We start from the raw sequence: 17,500 nt of genomic DNA, 5'->3' as shown, positions 1-17,500 counted from the left end.
TTAACAAACGTAAGTCCATGCTCTTCCGCTTGCGGTACTAATTCTTCTATTAATTGTTCCAGTAACTCATTTATACATACTTCTTGTTTTTCTAATACAACTTGTTCATTCGTTAACTTCGTATACTCAAATAAATCTTCTATTAAATTTTTTAACTGCTCCGACTTTGCAAAAGCAATTCTCGTATACTCATCATGTTGTTCTTTATTTTCATATTTAGAATCTCGAAGTAATCGTAAGTAACCCATAATAGAAGTAAGTGGTGTACGTAAATCGTGAGATACATTCGTAATAAGCTCATTCTTTTGCTTCTCTAATTTACGTTCCTTTTCTATATTATCCATAAGCTCTTCCGCCATATTATTAATATTCTCAGTTAAAGACGCAATCTCATCTTCACCTTTCTTCTCAATACGGTACGCTAAGTTACCTTTTTCTATTTCCTTTACACCTTGTGCCATCGCTTCAATTTGCTTCATCTTTCTCTTTGTTATATAGAAAAAAGAGAAAATGAATACAAGGACACCAATTAAAAACGGAAATGGTCCTTCTTGCGTGTCATACATTACCTCTCCCTCTGGAATTCCGCTAACAAACATGTACAAATTCTTTCCTTCAATAGTAATAGGTGAAAAAGCTATAAACTCTTTTCTTGTACTTTCAAATTCATTTCTACCATCTGTATAATTAATCGCAAATGATGCTGCATTACGAATCGTATTATGCAAATCGATTTGCTCTTCTTGCGCCTGCTTTGTTTTATATAAAACTTTACCACTTTCATCAGTAACCAATATTTTTAAAGCTCTATTTCCTCGCTCTAAATTTTGATTCTCCATTTCGATCATATTAGATATAGCTTCTAATTTATTTTCATGAACCGAACTATTCGCTGCTCTTTGAGCTTGGTAATTAATTTGTTCCATACCAGCTCGATAATCGATAGTCGCTTGACGATTCGCATTCTCAAAAAATGGCGCAGCCGCCTTTGCTGACAAAACTCCTAATAACGCACACGCAGCAAAAGTAGTAATCAATTGAATTCTTATACTCTTCCGTACGCTCTTTACTAATTTCTCAATTAGTTCTCTTGTTTTCCTTACATAAGTAAACGGATTAAATATCTTTTTCAATCTTATACCCCACTCCCCATACTGTTTTTATATATCTAGGCTTCCTTGGATTCTCCTCAATCTTTTCACGTACTTTTCGAATATGCACCATTACAGTATTATCAGACTGGAAAGATCGTTCGTTCCACACCTTTTCATAAATTTGCTCCGCGCTAAAGACCATACCTGGATTACGGGCTAGTAATTCTAAAATTGAAAATTCCCTCGGAGTTAGTTTCACTTCTTCTCCATCTACAATAACTTTATGGGTCGAAATGTTTATTCTCATCTCTCCAATTTCTAACTCGTCCTCATTTTGTATAACGAAACCATTCATTTTCATATAACGACGTAACTGGGATTTAATTCTCGCGATTAACTCTAACGGATTAAACGGTTTCGTTACGTAATCATCTGCACCAGTTGTTAACCCTAAAATTTTATCCATATCTTGCGTTTTCGCAGAAAGCATAATAATTGGCATTTCTTTCGCTTCTCTTACTTTCATACACATATGAATACCATCTACTTTCGGCATCATAATATCCAACACAACTAAATGTACTTCATTCTCTTCTAACATACGTAGCCCTTCTTCTCCATCTCCGGCCTGCAGTACTTTATATCCTTCGTTCTTTAAATATATTGTAATAAGTTTCCTAATTTCTTTTTCATCATCTACGACAAGTATTGTTTCCCCGGCCATAATATTTCCCCCATTCATTTTTTATCCCTAACTTCTATTATAGGAAAACTTCTGAAGAAAAACGCTCGGAAATCCTTAAGATTTTCTGAAGACGCAAAAAAGGCCTAGACTCCCCTTAAGTCTAGACCTTTCAAAAACCCCTTTATTTACGAACGTAGATGAAATACAGTACGAATAAAACTCCCATAACATACATAATCGGATGAACCTCTTTACGACGACCACTCACAACCATTGTAATTGGATAGAAGATAAATCCAATCGCAATTCCCGTTGCGATACTATACGTAAGCGGCATTGAAATGATAGTAAAGAATGCCGGTACTGCAATCTCGAACTTCTTCCAGTCGATTTCTCCTAAAGAAGAAACCATTAAAATCCCTACAATAATTAAAGCTGGTGCCGTTACAGCTGGTGTTACAACACTTAATAATGGCGAGAAGAATAGTGCCAGTAAGAAGAATCCTGCTGTTACAACTGCTGTAAATCCAGAACGTCCTCCCGCTGCTACCCCTGCAGACGATTCAATGTAAGACGTTGTTGTTGATGTACCTAAGATCGCACCAATTACAGTTGCAATTGCATCTGCGAATAATGCTTTTCCTGCACGTGGTAATTTATTGTTCTTCATTAATCCTGCTTGATTCGCAACCGCTACAAGCGTACCTGCTGTATCAAAGAAATCGATAAAGAAGAACGTTATAATTACAATCCCCATTTGAATAGTGAAAATGTCTCCGAAATGAGTTAACGCAGCACCGAACGTTGGTTCTAGACTCGGTATCGCCCCCACTACTGCTTTAGGAGTGTCAATTAATCCTGTTGCTACTCCTAAAATTGCCGTAAGAATCATACCGTAGAATACCGCACCATTAACTTTCTTAATCATGAAGATGATTGTCGTAACAACCCCAAAGATTGCTAGTAACGTTGTGCCCTTTGTTAAGTCCCCCAACCCAACAAGAACAGCATCATTTTTCACGATAATTCCGGCATTTTGGAATCCAAGAAAGGCAATGAACAATCCGATACCTGCTGCTACTGCAAACTTTAACTCCGATGGAATTGCATTAATGATTTTTTCACGAATACCTGAAGCTGTAAGAATAATAAAGATAATACCTGACATTAACGTTCCGGCAATTGCTGTTTGCCACGGAATACCCATCGTTAAAACTGCTGTATAAGCAAAGAACGCGTTAATTCCCATACCTGGGGCTAAAGCAATTGGATACTTTGCGAAAATACCCATAATTAACGAACCGATCGCGGCCGCTAATGCTGTCGCAACGAATACTGCACCTGGATCCATTCCTGTACCTGCTGGTAACCCTTTAACATTTCCAAGTGACAGCGTAGCAGGATTGACAAATAGTACGTAAGCCATAGATAGAAATGTCGTTAACCCTGCTATGAACTCAGTCTTATAATTCGTACCGAGCTCATCAAATTGAAAATAGCGTTTCATCCTACGTTTCCCCCGTTATATGATTACTCGCCGCATTTCACCCTAGCCCTCTTTTATCTATAAAAATAAAAAAGGCTTCCATTGCATATACATGGAAGCGTTCTATAAACAAAGACAAGTTTCCCCTCATCTTTATAAAAACGCCTCGTAGTCAAGCCATTTACGGTAGCTAGGTAGAAACTTTCGGGCCATATCCCCGATATTATACGACGGCATAATATTCACTTTTCGTTTGAATTACATACTCATATTAACTCTTGAAAGTATTTTTGTCAATTTAAAAACGAACAATTTTATAAAATTTTATATTTTCGTTCGTATTAATACTGAAAATAAAAAGATCCATCTATGCATAAGCAAAAGATGGATCTTTTTTATAATACTATTCCCACTCAATAGTTGCTGGTGGCTTACTCGTTACATCATACACGATACGGTTAACGTGTTTTACTTCGTTTACGATACGTACAGAGATTTTCTCTAATACGTCCCAAGGGATACGTGCCCAGTCAGCTGTCATACCGTCGATAGATGTTACTGCACGGATACCTACTGTGTAATCGTAAGTACGCTCGTCACCCATAACACCTACGCTACGCATACCAGGAAGCGCAGTGAAGTATTGCCAAATTTCGCGGTCTAAGCCCGCTTTAATAATTTCTTCACGTAAAATCGCATCAGATTCACGAACGATTTCTAATTTCTCTTCTGTGATTTCACCTAATACACGAATACCAAGTCCTGGACCTGGGAATGGTTGACGCCATACGATTTCATCAGGAATTCCTAATTCAGATCCTAATACACGTACTTCATCTTTAAATAACGTGTTTAAAGGCTCAATTAATTTGAACTGCATGTCTTCCGGAAGTCCACCAACGTTATGGTGAGATTTAATTGTTTGTGCAGTTGCTGTACCACTTTCAACGATGTCTGTGTAAAGTGTACCTTGTGCTAGGAAGTCCATACCTTGTAATTTAGAAGCTTCATCATCAAATACGTAAATGAATTCGTTACCGATAATTTTACGTTTTTGTTCTGGATCTTCTACACCTTTTAACTTGTTCATAAAGCGTTCTTGTGCATCCACTTTAATAACGTTCATATGGAAGCCTTCGCTAAATGTTTTCATAACACCTTCTGCTTCACCTTTACGAAGTAAGCCGTGGTCAACGAAAATACATGTTAACTGGTCGCCAATTGCTTTATGAATTAATACTGCTACAACAGAAGAATCTACACCGCCACTAAGTGCGCATAGTACTTTTTTGTCTCCAACAGTTTCACGGATCTTCTCTAATTCTACTTCGATAAAGTTCTCCATGTTCCATCCTTCAGAACAACCACATACGCCGAATACGAAGTTTTTAATTAAATCGTTACCGTGCTCAGAATGACGTACTTCTGGGTGGAATTGTACACCGTATAAGTTTTTCGCTTCATTGCTCATACCAGCAATTGGGCAAGACTCACTTGTTGCGTCTACTACGAATCCTTCAGGTAAACCAGTTACTAAGTCACCATGACTCATCCATACAACTTGCTCTTCTGGAAGGTTCGTATATAATTTTGATTCGTTCTCTACTTTAAGAACAGCTTTTCCGTACTCACGGTGGTTTGCACGTTCTACTTTACCACCGAAGTGTTGTGTCATAAGCTGCATACCGTAACAAATACCGAAAATCGGTAATCCTAGTTCAAAGATTTTTTCATCACAATGTAATGCACCTTCACCGTATACACTATTTGGTCCACCAGAGAAAATAATCCCTTTTGGATTCATTGCTTTAATTTCTTCCGCAGTAATTGTATGTGGATGAAGTTCACTGTATACACCGAACTCACGAATTCGACGTGCTATTAACTGATTGTACTGACTTCCAAAATCTAAAACGATAATTGTATCGTGCTGCTTTTTCAAAATAATCACCCCAACGTTAGTTCTCGTATATAAATATTTTCACCAATTTGGCGAAAAGCATTACCAATATAATAAAAAAAGCCAGTCCTCCGCCTCTAGTCTCATAACAAAGAAAAGGCAGGGGTCTGGCTTTATAAAGAAAGATAGTCTCCGCTCTTTATAAATATAAGACACACTGCCTTCATAGTCAGGTTGTTTACGGTAACCCGGTAGAGACTCTCAAACCATATCATTGAGGATATATGAAGGATCGTTTTATATTATCTTCCTAGATTCTAACAATGAAGTGTCGATGTGGTCAAGAGAGAAAGCGACAAAATTCTACAGAAATTAATTTCTTTCCCACTAAAACACAAAAAACATTTCCATATAGAAATGTTTTTTGTGTTTTATCCTATTATTCAACTTTTTTCTGTTGTTTTCTACCCATTAATCGTGTAACACCATTTTTTATTACAAATACCCCGTATCCCACAAATAAAAACATAACGGGCAAAATGTCAAAACGATACCTAGTTTGAACTTCGACAAACAAATGAATAACCACATATCCACCAAACAAAATATATAAAAGAGGATATATTGAATCATTTCTTCTATATAATGAAATGGTACCAATCGCAAATATACAACATGTAATATACATAAGCCTTTCATATTTTGTCAGCATTTGTTGTAAGTGTGGTTTATTCAGTTCCCCCCACTCCAAAGCCCAACCAGGTGCATCATCAGGATTACTCCACATTTTTTCAACTTTCAATACAAGTAATTGACGAACTTTCTCTTTGTCCTTCAATCTGTCCTTGATCAAAGCAACGGAAGCATCATTTCTTTCCTTCCCAAGTTTAAATTGACTAAGGTAAACAACATCTGGCTGATTCCATCCACCAATCGAGTCATAATTGAATCCCACAACAAATTTCCAATATGGCATTTGGTTCGACAATGGTTTTTTCGCTAATCCCGTGTTCATTAAGAAAATACTTACAATTTGCATCACTAGAAAATATACAATCACTATTCCCACTAATTTTTTTACGTAGTTAAACGTTTCTTTTTTTCTAAACGGAAGTATCTTATAAATTAATACATAAACAAAAACCGCCAATAAAAAGAAACTTCCTAACGGTCTCATAATATTTCCAATGCTTAACAGTAACCCTGTTAAACCCCAACCGTATTTAGTTGAAAAACCTTTTGTAATTAAAACATACAGTCCTAAAAAAAAGAAAAAGGTAGAAATATATTGATTTGTTAATACAGAGCTATAGATAATATTAGGTATGTAAAACGCGTAAAATATTGCCGCAGTTCTCGCACTGTATTCATTAAAAATGGTTTTACCCATAAAATAAATAATCACGGCAGTACCTACGCTCCAAAAAATATTAAATAACTTCAATATAAACAGATGATTACCAAAAAATTTTATTAATATAGCCTCATAATATGTGAATCCCAATTGGTATGTCCAACTCATATAGTATTCATCTGTAATAAATGCAAAATTACCCTTTACAGCTTGTTGAGCACTTTCATACATTACAGAAAAATCCGAGATAGGTACTGTTTTTTCAAAAATGATCCATAACAACCTAATTGCAAAGGCTGTAACTATGAGAATGAGCAAAAATTGATTAACTGTTAAAAAACGATTTGCTAAAAATGATATTATTCCGAGCACCAAAATAGTTGCTACTATCTCCAGAATTAACACAGCGACCGAAGAATAGGTAGATTTCTCTATTTGAAATGAACTATAAAGTGTAATGATAAACATCGCCAAACCACATACTACTAATATTTTCGAAAAAATGTTTCTACCCAAATTTTCTTTAATCTGCATCATATACCTCACTAACTAGGCTACCGCCATCTTCTCTCATAGACAATAAGAACTAGGAGACTTATTATCTCGACTAAAAAATAAGAAAAATCCCTTTTGACTGTATCATAAATGTTAAAAGAATTATATATTCAATTGGAATTATATTGAATATTATCGTAATAAAAGAAGCTTGAATATTCCCCTCCATTCTCTCTCTAAACTTGCGACCTTCCAGAAACCTTTTATATACATCTTAACAACAAAAAAGACTACCTCCTTTTATCAAGGAAGTAGCCTTCTTCTAATTAACTATTTATACATTGAACAGCTTCACAGAGTGATGCTTATTACATCATTCCGCCCATACCGCCCATGCCCATGCCGCCCATGTCAGGCATTGCTGGTGCATTTGGTTCTGGCTTATCAGCAACTACAGCTTCAGTTGTTAAGAACATAGCTGCAACAGATGCTGCGTTTTGAAGTGCAGAACGAGTTACTTTAGCTGGATCTACGATACCAGACTCAAGCATGTTAACCCATTCGCCAGTAGCTGCGTTGAAACCAACGCCTACTTTTTCGCCTTTTAGACGCTCTACAACTACAGATCCTTCTAGACCAGCGTTGATTGCGATTTGACGAACTGGCTCTTCTAGTGCACGAAGTACGATGTTGATACCTGTTGCTTCGTCGCCTTCAGCTACGATAGAAGCTACTTTCGTGTATACGTTCATAAGTGAAGTACCACCACCTGCAACGATACCTTCTTCTACTGCTGCACGAGTTGAGTTAAGTGCATCTTCAATGCGAAGTTTGCGCTCTTTTAACTCAGTTTCAGTTGCTGCACCTACTTTAATTACTGCTACGCCACCAGCTAATTTAGCAAGACGCTCTTGTAATTTTTCACGATCGAATTCAGAAGTTGTTTCTTCTAATTGCGCACGGATTTGACCGATGCGAGCTTCGATTTGTTGTGTGTTTCCAATACCTTCAACTACAGTTGTGTTTTCTTTCGTTACAACGATTTTACCAGCGCGTCCTAAAGATTCAACTGTAGCAGATTTTAAGTCACGTCCTAATTCTTCAGTGATTACTTCGCCACCAGTTAAGATTGCGATATCTTCTAGCATTGCTTTACGACGGTCACCAAATCCAGGAGCTTTAACAGCCACTACATTGAATGTACCACGAAGTTTGTTCACTACTAATGTAGCTAAAGCTTCGCCTTCTACATCTTCAGCAATGATAAGAAGTGGTTTACCTTGTTGTACCACTTGCTCTAATACTGGTAAGATTTCTTGGATGTTAGAAATCTTTTTGTCAGTAATTAAGATATATGGGTTATCAAGAACAGCTTCCATTTTGTCAGAATCAGTAATCATGTAAGGAGATGCATATCCACGATCAAATTGCATACCTTCTACTACGTCTAATTCCGTTGTGAATCCTTTAGATTCTTCTAAAGTAATAACGCCGTCGTTACCAACGCGCTCCATTGCTTCAGCGATTAATTGACCTACTTCTTCGTCAGCCGCAGAAATAGCAGCTACTTGTGCGATAGAAGATTTACCTTCAATTGGTTTAGAAATCGCTTTTAATTCTTCAATTGCAGCAGTAACAGCTTTTTCGATACCTTTACGAAGACCCATTGGGTTTGCACCAGCTGTTACGTTTTTAAGACCTTCACGAATCATAGCTTGCGCTAATACAGTTGCAGTTGTCGTTCCGTCACCAGCTACATCGTTTGTTTTGCTAGCAACTTCTGCTACTAATTTTGCACCCATGTTTTCGAATGCATCTTCTAATTCGATTTCTTTTGCGATTGTTACACCATCATTTGTAATAAGTGGTGAACCGAATTTTTTCTCAAGTACAACGTTACGACCTTTTGGTCCAAGCGTTACTTTTACTGCGTTTGCAAGAGTGTCGACACCGCGAAGCATCGAACGACGTGCTTCTTCACTAAATTTAATATCTTTTGCCATAATAATTGACCCCCTTGGAATTTTTAAGATTTATATAATTAACCGATAACTGCTAAAATGTCACTTTCACGTAAAATCAAGTAGTCTGTACCTTCGTATTTTACTTCAGTACCTGCATATTTTGAGAAGATGATAAGATCACCTGCTGCTACCTCTAAAGCAACACGCTCACCATTTTCAAGCACTCGACCAGTACCTACTGCAATAACTTTACCCTCTTGTGGTTTTTCTTTTGCAGTGTCTGGTAATACAATACCACTTGCTGTTTTTTCTTCTGCTTGAACAAGCTCAATTACAACGCGATCACCTAATGGCTTTAGCATGAACAATAACCTCCTCATTGTGTTATGTAAATTTTTTATTAGCACTCGAGTCACCCGAGTGCTAACACACTTATAATAATAAATAATCTCAATTTCTTTTGCAAGTAAAAAAATCATAATTTTTTCGCAAATTACTATATATACTCTTCTATATAAAATCCTTCTTCTACTACCTTTACTATATGAATCGTTGTTTCCACTACTCGTATGTTACAATATGAAAGACACCCTAAGTTGTTTTCGCTACACACACAACTTTTTCCTGTCTTCTATTTTAATTTCCAATGCAGATTTACAAAAAAAACATAATTCGAATGAAAGTTTATATCGTAGGTAGCATATTACATGTTATCCTGCCTTATCTCATACACTAGAGTTAGAAAGGATGGTTAAACCATTTGAAGAAACAATATTGGTGGATTATCGTTACATACATTTTAATGCAATTGTCGGGTATTGCCGGATTACCACTTCTTCTGAAAACCGGACTATACGATAATAGAGGATTTACCAACGAGGAAAAGTTTCAACTAATAACCGGACATTGGTCTATTATTAGCTTTTTCATTGCACTATGCGTTGTAATTTGGTTACTTAGAACAGATATTCGTGACAGGCATTTAGATGCAATGCGCTCTTCTGTTCCAGCTACAATCGGGTGGATTTTTATCGGGTTCTTCTTAGCAATCATCTCACAAAGTATTGCAGGTATGATTGAAATGTATCTATTAGGGATTACACCTGGATCTGAGAATACAGACCGACTTATGGACATCGCAAGAACGACACCTTGGTTCCTTATTGTTATATCTATAATCGGACCTATTTTAGAAGAAATCGTATTTAGAAAAATTTTATTTGGTACACTTTATAAGAGATTTAATTTCTTCGTTGCTGCTATTATTAGTTCACTCGTATTCGCAGCGATTCATTTTGATTTTACTCACCTATTGGTATACACTTCTATGGGGCTCGTATTCGCCTTCTTATATGTAAAAACGAAACGCATTATCGTTCCTATAGCAGCCCATGTAGCAATGAATACATTAGTTGCCATTGGACAGATTTTCATGAGCAATGAACAAATTCAAGAAATGATTAAAGAAGCTGAAAAAATGCAAGGCTTTATCGGAGGATTTTTTGTATGAGAAACTCACCATTGTTCATGGCTGCATTGTATTTCCTTCTCGGATGTATCTTTACACGTTTCGCCATTACGAACGTGACAGATACAATCTGGAATATGTGGACAATACTATTTGCAGTTATGGCAACAATTGATTTTAATTTGGCACTTCGCCTTATATTAGTGAAATTCACAAAGAAAAAACAATAATAAAACGCAGAGGTCACCTCCTCTGCGTTTTATTGTGGATAATTCTTTAAAAAGTAAACAAGCGTTTGTAGCTCTACAGCTAAATCAATATGATGAATTCTTATATTCTCTGACACATTTAAGCGTGCTGGTGTGAAGTTTAAAATACCGTGCACGTTTGTTTCTGCCAATCTATCGGCTACAGATTGCGCTACTGTAGCGGGTACTGTTAATATTGCCACTTGTATATCATTTGATAACCTTTCTTCTAATTCATCTAAATGATATACAGGAATACCCCCGATTTCTGTTCCAACTTTCTCTTCACTAACATCAAATGCCATTTCAATTTTTGTATTATTGTTTTTCGTGAAATTATAATGTAAGAAAGCGGTCCCTAAATTACCTACTCCAATAAGCGCTACACGTGTTATATCATCTTGATCGAGTGTTTCACGGAAAAATGATAATAAATAATTTACGTTATATCCATATCCCTTTTTCCCTAATGCTCCAAAGTATGAGAAATCTCTTCGAATAGTTGCGGAATCAACCTTTACCGCTTCACTCAATTCGGCTGATGAAACACGTTGCTTACCAGAAAGAGATAAGTTTTGGATAAATCGATAGTATAGAGGCAATCGTTTAGCAGTGGCTTGCGGAATTTTCTGCTGATCCATATAACCTCTCCTCTCTTCCTATCTTTATTCATATACTTGAATCGAATACAGAAGTTTAGTACTTATGAATTTCCTTGTATAATAAAGAGAAGAAGTATTCTCTCTTTATTTTAAACTATACACTATTTTTAGTATGATTGAGAAATATAAACATGGCAAAGTTAAGAAATTATTTGAGGTGAAAACATTGATTTTATTACAAGTAAACGGGCTTTCAAAATTATACGGTGCCGAAACGATTCTTGCAAACATAAAATTGGAAGTGCAAACGAAAGATCGTATCGCTTTAGTTGGACGAAATGGAGCCGGAAAATCTACATTATTAAAAATTATCGCCGGTGAATTATCTCATGATGGCGGCGAAATTATAAAACCGAAAGATGTCTCAATTGGGTACTTAGCTCAAAATACTGGATTAGAAACATCATTAACAATTTGGGATGAAATGCTAACCGTCTTTACACACCTACAGCAAATGGAGACAAAACTTCGAAGGCTAGAGCAAGAAATGGGAAAAGAAGAAAACTTTTCAAATGCCGCTACATATGAAAAATTATTAGCTGATTATGACCAATTGCAATTAGATTATAAAGATCAAGGCGGCTATCAGTACGAAGCAGATATTCGCTCCATTTTAAGCGGTCTTGGTTTCCCTGTTGAAACGCATCAGACGACAATTTCTACGTTAAGTGGCGGACAAAAAACGAGATTAGCTCTTGGGAAATTATTATTAACGAAACCAGACTTACTTATTTTAGACGAGCCTACAAACCATTTAGACATCGAAACATTAACGTGGCTTGAGCAATACTTACAAGGTTATCCTGGCGCAATTTTAATCGTTTCTCATGACCGTTATTTCTTAGATAAGCTTGTTACACAAGTATATGAAATTTCGAATAAAGAAAGCAGACGATTTGTTGGTAACTACAGTAAATATTTAGACTTAAAATCAGCCCTATACGAACAAGAAATGAAGCGTTACGAAAAGCAACAAGATGAAATCGCTAAACTTGAGGACTTCGTTCAAAAAAATATAGCACGTGCATCTACGACAAAACGTGCACAAAGCCGTCGTAAACAATTAGATAGAATGGAATTATTAACCAGACCATTAGGTGACTCTAAATCAGCCTCATTCCACTTCGATATTGAAAAACAAAGTGGAAATGATGTTTTACAAGTAAAAGATGCAACCATCGGTTATGATGAGGATCCTATTATTGAACATGTAAATATGCGCTTAACTCGGGGAGATAGTGTTGCCTTAGTTGGACCGAATGGAATTGGAAAATCCACATTATTAAAATCCATTGTGAATAAGTTACAGCTATTACATGGAGATGTTGCTTTCGGATCAAATGTATCTGTTGGTTATTATGATCAAGAGCAAGCTAACTTAACATCTTCTAAGCGCGTTTTAAATGAACTATGGGATGAATATCCGCTTCAACCCGAAAAAGAAATTCGCACTATATTAGGTAATTTTTTATTCACAGGGGATGATGTACTAAAACCAGTATCTTCTCTTAGTGGTGGACAAAAGGCCCGATTAGCTCTCGCAAAACTTATGATGCAAAAATCCAATTTATTAATTCTCGATGAGCCAACGAACCATCTTGATTTAAATAGTAAAGAAATTTTGGAGAATGCTTTAATTGATTATCCAGGAACTCTTCTATTCGTTTCACATGACCGCTACTTCATTAATCGCGTAACGACTACAGTTGTCGAATTATCAACAGAAGGTGCGCAAGAGTATTTAGGTGATTACGATTACTATGTGGAGAAGAAAAATGAAATGATTGAACGCGTAGCATTTGAACAACAAGAACAGCAAGAAAATCAGGCACCTGTTCAAAAAACCGTAGCTCAAGAAAAATTAAATTATCTCGAAGAAAAAGAGCGTAAACAATTAGAACGTCAACGCACTCGAAAAATCGAAGAACTAGAACAAAACATCGTAAGCTTAGAAGAAGAAATTGCTACGTTAGAGGATCAGCTTTGCTTACCAGAAATATATGCAGATTATGAAAAGGCTAGTGAGATTACAACGAAAAAACAAACATTACAAGAACAACTTGAAGCCTGTATGGCAGAATGGGAAGAACTGCATATATAAGCTAATTTAAACAAAAAGGATGTCTCATCAGTCGAGGATTTTTGACTAGATGACATCCTTTTTATTTCCCTTTAGAATCAGTTTCGTAGTACATGAAATTATATCGACGATTTTTTGAATGCACATACCTTAACTTAAAATATATAAACAATTCGACAAGAAACATCGTTTTCCCGACAAAGATTGACAATTGCAGCAACCAATATGATAAGAGGAGGATTTTTCAAAAGTTTTTTAGGATATCTTCTCGTTTTTATTTCCCGAAAAAGAATTCATTTAAAGGTCAGACTTCATCCGTTTTATCCACAAGGTTATACACATATCCACCTTTATAAAATAAACATCAAAATAACTTTTCCACATTATCCACATTTAACAAAAAAGTTATTAACAGTTTATATACACAATAAAACCCACATTATCAACAGATAATATGGGTTTTATCCACAAGCTGTGGTTAATTTTGTGTATAACTATGCTTCAATATCTAAGCCTGGGTTTGCATTTAAAGCTAATGTCGCACGTTTTCCTTGTTCGTATGCAATTGTACCTGCAGCTGCAATCATTGCTGCATTGTCTGTGCATAAAGATAACGGCGGGATAATTAGCTCTATATCTTCTTTTCGTGCAAACTCTTCTTCTAGACGTGCACGAAGCCCTTTATTAGCAGCTACTCCACCAGCAAGAAGCAATTGCTTTACATTATACGCTTCTGCTGCACGAGATGCTTTCGTTACAAGTACATCAATTACACTCTCTTGAAAGCTTGCTGCTAAATCTTCCGGTGCAATTTCTATACCACGTTGTTTTGCGTTATGCACAGTGTTGATAACTGCTGATTTCAATCCACTAAAGCTGAAATCATACGAATCGGGTTCTAGCCATGCACGAGGCAAATCAATTGTTGGCTTCCCTTCATGCGCAAGGCGATCAATATGAGGACCACCTGGATACGGCATAGATAGCGTACGAGCTACTTTATCATATGCTTCTCCTGCTGCATCATCTCGCGTTTCACCAATCACTTCAAATGAACCATGTTCTTTCATATAAACAAGTTCTGTATGTCCACCCGATACAACAAGTGATAGTAGTGGGAATTGAACTTCTTTTACTAAACGATTCGCATAAATATGGCCAGCAATATGATGAACACCAACTAGAGGAATATCATGTGCAAAGGCTACCGCCTTCGCTGCATTTACTCCTATTAAAAGTGCTCCTACTAAACCGGGTCCCTCTGTTACAGCAATTGCATCAATATCCTCGAAAGTTATATTCGCTTCTTTTAAAGCTTCTTCTAACACAACTGTAATTTCTTCTACATGGTGACGGGATGCAATCTCTGGTACAACCCCGCCAAAACGCTTATGACTTTCAATTTGTGATGCAACGACGTTCGCAATGATTTCCGTTCCATTTTTAACAACTGCTACTGCTGTTTCATCGCAGCTTGTTTCAATACCAAGTATAATCGTATTTTTTTCCATTATATATTCACCCACATTACAAGACCATCTTCCTGATTGTCTGCATAGTATCGTTTACGAATTCCACCATTTTGAAATCCGTATTTTTTGTATAACTGCTTTGCTACTTCATTTGATACGCGTACTTCAAGCGTCATTGTTTTTACCCCTAGTTCTTTCGCTACGGAAATAACTTCTTTCAATAGGGCATCTCCTAACTTTTGACCTCGGTATTCTGGCAAAATAGCTATATTTGTGATATGTGATTCATCAATAATTATCCACAATCCACAATACCCGATTACAAGGCCATCTTTTTCTAGCACAACATAATGTGCATGTTCATTCATCGTTAATTCACGTTGAAAGGCATCTGCAGTCCAAGGAGTTGAAAAAGATGCTTCTTCAATAGCTACAATTTGAGCGATATCATCGAGTTCCATCTTTCTAAATATCATATCCATCTTCTGCAAGCTCCTACTTGTTTTGACTTTCTAACCACTTTGTTTCAGCTTCAGCTAAACGAAGGTAACTAGGAACAAATGAATGTACATCTTGTTCCTCTTTTTGTAACCCTAAGAAAGCTAACTCACTTGGTCTTGGGTTATTTTTAGTGAAAGGAGCAAATACAGCTTGATTGCCTAAATGTTCTATAATTGTTTCTTTATGCAATTTAACATCGTTACCGATAAATAAAACAGGCTGTCCTTTATCTTTTAACATTTGCAACCAGTCTACAATAAGAATAATTCGATCTTCTTCTATTGAAGTTAACTGCTCTCCTTCATATGTATATAATCCAGTATAAATTTGTCCACGTCTTCCATCAAATAAAGGACAAATTAACCCACTAAAGTTAGCACCGTTTGCAGCTACTACTTCTAAACTTGATACACCTACGATTGGTATTTGAAGTGACCAAGCTAATGTTTTTGCCGCTGTCACACCTATGCGAACTCCTGTATATGATCCAGGTCCAGCAGCCACAACGATTTTAGTTAATTCTTTTGGTTTTACACCACATTCTTTTAATAGTTGCTCTACAGCTGGCATAAGGCGTACAGAATGGTTTTTTGTTAAATTTGTAATGATTTCCCCAATTACGTTTTCTTCCTCAATAAGGGATACACCCATTACGTAATTTGAAGTATCAATTGCTAGTACTTTCATCTTGTAATAGCTCCTCACATAATCTAATATAACGGTCTCCAACTGGCTCGAGTACAATTTTCCTTGTGTCATCTCCAGCATGGAATAAACTAATTTGTAACTTTTCATTCGGTAAATATGCTTCTATCAAATGAGCCCATTCTACTACCGTAATTCCTTCACCATAGAAGTACTCATCAAAACCTAAGTCTTCTTCACTTTCCGCTAAACGATACACGTCCATATGATATAACGGCAATCTTCCTTTATATTCTTTAATAATGTTAAAGGTAGGACTATTTACAACTCTTTTCACGCCAAGACCTTTTGCTAGCCCTTTTGTAAAAGTCGTTTTACCAGCTCCAAGATCTCCTTCTAAAATAATTACATCTTGTGCCCGGGCAAGTTCACCTAGTTTTTCTGATAATCTTTGTGTTTCCTCAGAAGATTTTGTTGTTACTTCATATTTACTCACAGACTTCACCTACTTTACTCACAATGTTCTCTGCTCTTTATTATACAGGTTTTGAATATATAAAAAAGTCCTTAGGAGTTGTCCTAAGGATAGTTTGACTGTCTTTATTAGTTTTTTGTTAAAACAAATAAAAAAATACGAAACAACTTGTTTCGTTCTTTTCTTTATATAAAATGGCGGTCCCGACCGGGGTCGAACCGGCGATCTCCTGCGTGACAGGCAGGCATGTTAACCACTACACCACGGGACCATTGGTTGCGGGGACAGGATTTGAACCTGCGACCTTCGGGTTATGAGCCCGACGAGCTACCGTGCTGCTCCACCCCGCGATGATATAAATAGCTTGGCGACGTCCTACTCTCACAGGGACAAGGTCCCAACTACCATCGGCGCTAGAGAGCTTAACTTCCGTGTTCGGTATGGGAACGGGTGTGACCTCTCTGCCATCATCACCAAACTATTGAAGGCATATTCCTTCAAAACTAGATAACATTTGCTACATATTATATGGTTAAGTCCTCGATCTATTAGTATTCGTCAGCTCCACATGTCACCATGCTTCCACCTCGAACCTATCAACCTGATCATCTTTCAGGGATCTTACTAGCTTACGCTATGGGAAATCTCATCTTGAGGGGGGCTTCATGCTTAGATGCTTTCAGCACTTATCCCTTCCGCACATAGCTACCCAGCTATGCCCTTGGCAGAACAACTGGTACACCAGCGGTGCGTCCATCCCGGTCCTCTCGTACTAAGGACAGCTCCTCTCAAATTTCCTACGCCCACGACGGATAGGGACCGAACTGTCTCACGACGTTCTGAACCCAGCTCGCGTACCGCTTTAATGGGCGAACAGCCCAACCCTTGGGACCGACTACAGCCCCAGGATGCGATGAGCCGACATCGAGGTGCCAAACCTCCCCGTCGATGTGGACTCTTGGGGGAGATAA

Annotated in this window: 15 protein-coding genes, 2 tRNA genes, 2 rRNA genes and 2 riboswitches (2 of these 21 running past the window's edge); of the genes, 3 read left to right on the top strand and 16 right to left on the bottom strand. The window is 37.0% G+C overall.

Translation table 11 applies throughout. The features are described from left to right. The 7 genes from ampS to groES form a co-directional block, all read right to left on the bottom strand. A protein-coding gene (gene ampS / locus ACUN26_RS25435) for an aminopeptidase AmpS (RefSeq protein WP_000719253.1) crosses the window boundary here: on the bottom strand, positions 1-1,133 show its 5' portion. 373 nt of this gene lie to the left of the window's left edge; 1,133 of the gene's 1,506 nt are visible here — the first part of the coding sequence; it begins with the start codon at positions 1,131-1,133; the stop codon falls past the left edge of the window. Beyond that, positions 1,117-1,818: a response regulator transcription factor gene (locus ACUN26_RS25430; protein ID WP_000896762.1), complete on the bottom strand. Its 702-nt coding sequence runs from the start codon at positions 1,816-1,818 to the stop codon at positions 1,117-1,119. Before ACUN26_RS25430 ends, ampS begins: the two co-directional genes overlap by 17 nt. A gap of 142 nt (positions 1,819-1,960) precedes the next feature. Then, complete coding sequence (locus ACUN26_RS25425) at positions 1,961-3,286, bottom strand: NCS2 family permease (RefSeq protein ID WP_000833089.1); 1,326 nt, start codon at positions 3,284-3,286, stop codon at positions 1,961-1,963. A gap of 128 nt (positions 3,287-3,414) precedes the next feature. Beyond that, a riboswitch (purine riboswitch) is annotated at positions 3,415-3,516 on the bottom strand. Positions 3,517-3,668: 152 nt separating this feature from the next. Continuing rightward, positions 3,669-5,207, bottom strand: coding sequence for a glutamine-hydrolyzing GMP synthase (guaA, locus tag ACUN26_RS25420; RefSeq protein WP_000743919.1), 1,539 nt, complete (start codon positions 5,205-5,207; stop codon positions 3,669-3,671). Between the two features lie 164 nt (positions 5,208-5,371). Then, positions 5,372-5,473, bottom strand: a riboswitch (purine riboswitch). 131 nt (positions 5,474-5,604) lie between these two features. Next, positions 5,605-7,053: a glycosyltransferase family 39 protein gene (locus ACUN26_RS25415; RefSeq protein WP_001165918.1), complete on the bottom strand. Its 1,449-nt coding sequence runs from the start codon at positions 7,051-7,053 to the stop codon at positions 5,605-5,607. A 329-nt stretch (positions 7,054-7,382) separates the two neighbouring features. Continuing rightward, positions 7,383-9,017, bottom strand: a complete 1,635-nt coding sequence (gene groL, locus ACUN26_RS25410) for a chaperonin GroEL (RefSeq protein ID WP_001029987.1) — start codon at positions 9,015-9,017, stop codon at positions 7,383-7,385. Between the two features lie 38 nt (positions 9,018-9,055). Next, positions 9,056-9,340 (bottom strand): co-chaperone GroES, encoded by a 285-nt coding sequence (gene groES / locus ACUN26_RS25405; RefSeq protein ID WP_000917306.1) that lies wholly within the window; start codon positions 9,338-9,340, stop codon positions 9,056-9,058. Between the two features lie 398 nt (positions 9,341-9,738). Between groES and ACUN26_RS25400 the strand changes: the two genes are divergently transcribed. Together ACUN26_RS25400 and ACUN26_RS25395 are read left to right on the top strand one after the other, a co-directional pair. Then, positions 9,739-10,488 (top strand): CPBP family intramembrane glutamic endopeptidase, encoded by a 750-nt coding sequence (locus tag ACUN26_RS25400; protein WP_000745318.1) that lies wholly within the window; start codon positions 9,739-9,741, stop codon positions 10,486-10,488. After that, positions 10,485-10,676, top strand: coding sequence for a YdiK family protein (locus tag ACUN26_RS25395; RefSeq protein ID WP_001246201.1), 192 nt, complete (start codon positions 10,485-10,487; stop codon positions 10,674-10,676). Before ACUN26_RS25400 ends, ACUN26_RS25395 begins: the two co-directional genes overlap by 4 nt. A 29-nt stretch (positions 10,677-10,705) precedes the next feature. On the opposite strand, the gene ACUN26_RS25390 is transcribed toward ACUN26_RS25395, so the two are convergent. Then, complete coding sequence (locus ACUN26_RS25390) at positions 10,706-11,335, bottom strand: redox-sensing transcriptional repressor Rex (protein WP_000372701.1); 630 nt, start codon at positions 11,333-11,335, stop codon at positions 10,706-10,708. Positions 11,336-11,522: 187 nt separating this feature from the next. On the opposite strand from ACUN26_RS25390, the gene ACUN26_RS25385 reads away from it, so the two are divergent. Further along, complete coding sequence (locus ACUN26_RS25385; protein WP_000602176.1) at positions 11,523-13,457, top strand: ABC-F family ATP-binding cassette domain-containing protein; 1,935 nt, start codon at positions 11,523-11,525, stop codon at positions 13,455-13,457. A gap of 473 nt (positions 13,458-13,930) precedes the next feature. Here ACUN26_RS25385 and tsaD read toward each other — a convergent pair whose 3' ends face one another. From tsaD to ACUN26_RS25345, 8 genes are all read right to left on the bottom strand, one after another. Further along, a complete protein-coding gene (tsaD, locus tag ACUN26_RS25380) occupies positions 13,931-14,947 on the bottom strand; it encodes a tRNA (adenosine(37)-N6)-threonylcarbamoyltransferase complex transferase subunit TsaD (RefSeq protein ID WP_000414604.1) in 1,017 nt (338 codons plus the stop codon). After that, on the bottom strand, positions 14,947-15,390 hold the full coding sequence (gene rimI / locus ACUN26_RS25375; RefSeq protein WP_000367202.1) for a ribosomal protein S18-alanine N-acetyltransferase: 444 nt from the start codon (positions 15,388-15,390) through the stop codon (positions 14,947-14,949). The genes tsaD and rimI overlap by 1 nt, the downstream gene beginning before the upstream one ends. 13 nt (positions 15,391-15,403) lie before the next feature. Next, complete coding sequence (gene tsaB / locus ACUN26_RS25370; RefSeq protein WP_000865744.1) at positions 15,404-16,096, bottom strand: tRNA (adenosine(37)-N6)-threonylcarbamoyltransferase complex dimerization subunit type 1 TsaB; 693 nt, start codon at positions 16,094-16,096, stop codon at positions 15,404-15,406. Beyond that, positions 16,077-16,550, bottom strand: coding sequence for a tRNA (adenosine(37)-N6)-threonylcarbamoyltransferase complex ATPase subunit type 1 TsaE (tsaE, locus tag ACUN26_RS25365; RefSeq protein ID WP_000049641.1), 474 nt, complete (start codon positions 16,548-16,550; stop codon positions 16,077-16,079). Before tsaE ends, tsaB begins: the two co-directional genes overlap by 20 nt. A gap of 174 nt (positions 16,551-16,724) precedes the next feature. Continuing rightward, a tRNA-Asp gene (locus tag ACUN26_RS25360) sits at positions 16,725-16,800 on the bottom strand. A 2-nt stretch (positions 16,801-16,802) separates the two neighbouring features. Further along, positions 16,803-16,879: transfer RNA gene (locus ACUN26_RS25355), tRNA-Met, on the bottom strand. 12 nt (positions 16,880-16,891) lie between these two features. Beyond that, positions 16,892-17,007, bottom strand: a 5S ribosomal RNA gene (gene rrf, locus ACUN26_RS25350). Between the two features lie 50 nt (positions 17,008-17,057). Further along, positions 17,058-17,500, bottom strand: a 23S ribosomal RNA gene (locus ACUN26_RS25345) (it continues 2,479 nt past the right edge of the window).

The sequence above is a fragment of the Bacillus sp. WC2503 genome (assembly GCF_052682895.1).
This window is presented reverse-complemented; position numbering and strand designations above follow the sequence as displayed.